The sequence below is a fragment of the Rhodococcus sp. A14 genome (assembly GCF_011603105.1).
GTDB lineage: Bacteria > Actinomycetota > Actinomycetes > Mycobacteriales > Mycobacteriaceae > Rhodococcus_F > Rhodococcus_F opacus.
In genome coordinates this window covers 1-1,503 of sequence record NZ_JAAOQS010000260.1, presented here as the reverse complement: position 1 = coordinate 1,503, position 1,503 = coordinate 1, and the positions used below count along the sequence as shown (strand labels likewise).

3 protein-coding genes are annotated in these 1,503 nt (G+C 64.3%); all 3 read right to left on the bottom strand.

The annotated features are described in order from the left end of the window. Nucleotides 1-189 precede the first annotated feature (189 nt). The 3 genes from G9373_RS45240 to G9373_RS45230 all read right to left on the bottom strand — a co-directional run bounded on the left by G9373_RS45240 (nucleotide 190) and on the right by G9373_RS45230 (nucleotide 1,444). Entirely contained in the window at nucleotides 190-471 is a 282-nt protein-coding gene (locus tag G9373_RS45240; RefSeq protein ID WP_306453432.1) for a type II toxin-antitoxin system RelE/ParE family toxin, read from the bottom strand. Continuing rightward, on the bottom strand, nucleotides 468-758 hold the full coding sequence (locus G9373_RS45235; protein ID WP_133983709.1) for a type II toxin-antitoxin system Phd/YefM family antitoxin: 291 nt from the start codon (nucleotides 756-758) through the stop codon (nucleotides 468-470). Before G9373_RS45235 ends, G9373_RS45240 begins: the two co-directional genes overlap by 4 nt. A 347-nt stretch (nucleotides 759-1,105) precedes the next feature. Further along, the gene (locus G9373_RS45230) at nucleotides 1,106-1,444 is read right to left on the bottom strand and encodes a hypothetical protein (protein WP_133983711.1); all 339 of its coding nucleotides are present in this window, start codon (nucleotides 1,442-1,444) and stop codon (nucleotides 1,106-1,108) included. Between the last annotated feature and the right edge of the window lie 59 nt (nucleotides 1,445-1,503).

Below are 1,503 nucleotides of genomic sequence, written 5' to 3'. Positions count from 1 at the left end.
CGAGATCTACACCGTCTAATTCGTCGGCAGCGTCAGCTGTGTATAAGAGAAAGCCGCAGAATGGCTGCCAGAGAGCCCGTGCGACCGCGTAATCGTCGTCGACCCACATATCCAAAACCGGCCCCACCCACGTCGAACCCGCGGCACCCAATCGCCGTATGTGACCGAGCGTCACGTCCCCATCGGGGCCTAGGTGCGATAGGCGTCGGCGCGGTGCGAGATCGCGGTGACCTCCACCGTGCGGTTCTCGTCGTTGATCAGATACAGCACCCGGTACGTACCCCGGCGGGCGCTGTAGGCCGGCGCCAGCGGCGGATCCAGAGGTTTTCCCACGCGACGCGGATTCTCCAGCAGCGGACCGGTGACGAACTCGTACACCGCGGTCGCGACCTTCTCCGGCAACGACGTCGCCAACGCCCGCGCAGCCGACCGCGCCATCACCAACCGATACCGGTCACCTGGCTCGCTCACTCGCCGGAGGACCGAGCATCGCGCATCAGCCGTGCCAACTCGTCAGCATCGACGACATCCCCACCCTCGACCTCGGCCCGGCCGGCGAGATGCGCAGCCAGCAGATCGGTATCCGACAACACCGCGATCGTCTCCCGCAACGCGTCGTAATCATCGGCACCCAGCAGGACCGCGGCGCGGTGCCCGTTGCGGGTGATCTCGAACCGCTCGTGCGTGTGCTCGGCCTCGTCGACCAGCCGCGACAGCTGCGCCCGGGCGTCGGCAACAGGAAGAGTCGTCATGTACATAATTCTAGCCTAAATATGTGCCTGTGCGGTCGGGCGCGGCGTATGCCGGGACCCCCGGCTGCCTCCGACAGCCCGCAACCCCTCGCCGACCCCGCCGACGGCGGTCTCAGCTCATCGGCGCGACGGGGATTCCGTTGAGGATGAGGATCTTCTCCACCACTGCCGGCGACGCCGAGCGTCGATGCCGCTCCGCGGAAACACATCGACCTCACGCGACAAAGTCGCGTACTCCGGCAACTCCGTTTCGTCGTAGGTCCCGAGGATCGACTGGGAGCCGAAGACAATCACCTGACCCTCGTCGAGGTTCGCGCAGGCTGCCTTGATGACCTGCTCGAGCTCCTCGCGGTTCACTTCAGGACGAGCTCACGCAGATCATCGAGGACCTTCATTCGTTCATCCTCGGTCAGCAGTACGTGGAGCGGGGAAAGGTTGCGCATCTCGTTCCCGGTCTCGTCGTCCGACTCGACGATCTGACGAAGGGTCTCGACGTCGTTGTCCTCGACGATTCGTTCCCACCGATCCAGGAAGTCGGTGAAGTACGGGCTGCGACTGACATGCTCGCGGACACTCTGGAGACTGCGGCGTACGCGGACGGTGTCGAGGGGCAGATGCTCGCGCTCGACCTTGTTCAGGATCGCGGTCTGCATGAGCTTCTGTCGGGTGACCTTCATGTTGACGACGGTCATCTCCCGCTCCCTCATTACTTCAGGCCAACTACCGCTGCGGTCGGTGCCCTCAATGTACG

Bases quoted from the DNA above. Each gene is read 5' to 3' on its own strand.
- G9373_RS45230 (WP_133983711.1), bottom strand. From the start codon at position 1,444: ATGACCGTCGTCAACATGAAGGTCACCCGACAGAAGCTCATGCAGACC.
- G9373_RS45235 (WP_133983709.1), bottom strand. From the start codon at position 758: ATGTACATGACGACTCTTCCTGTTGCCGACGCCCGGGCGCAGCTGTCG.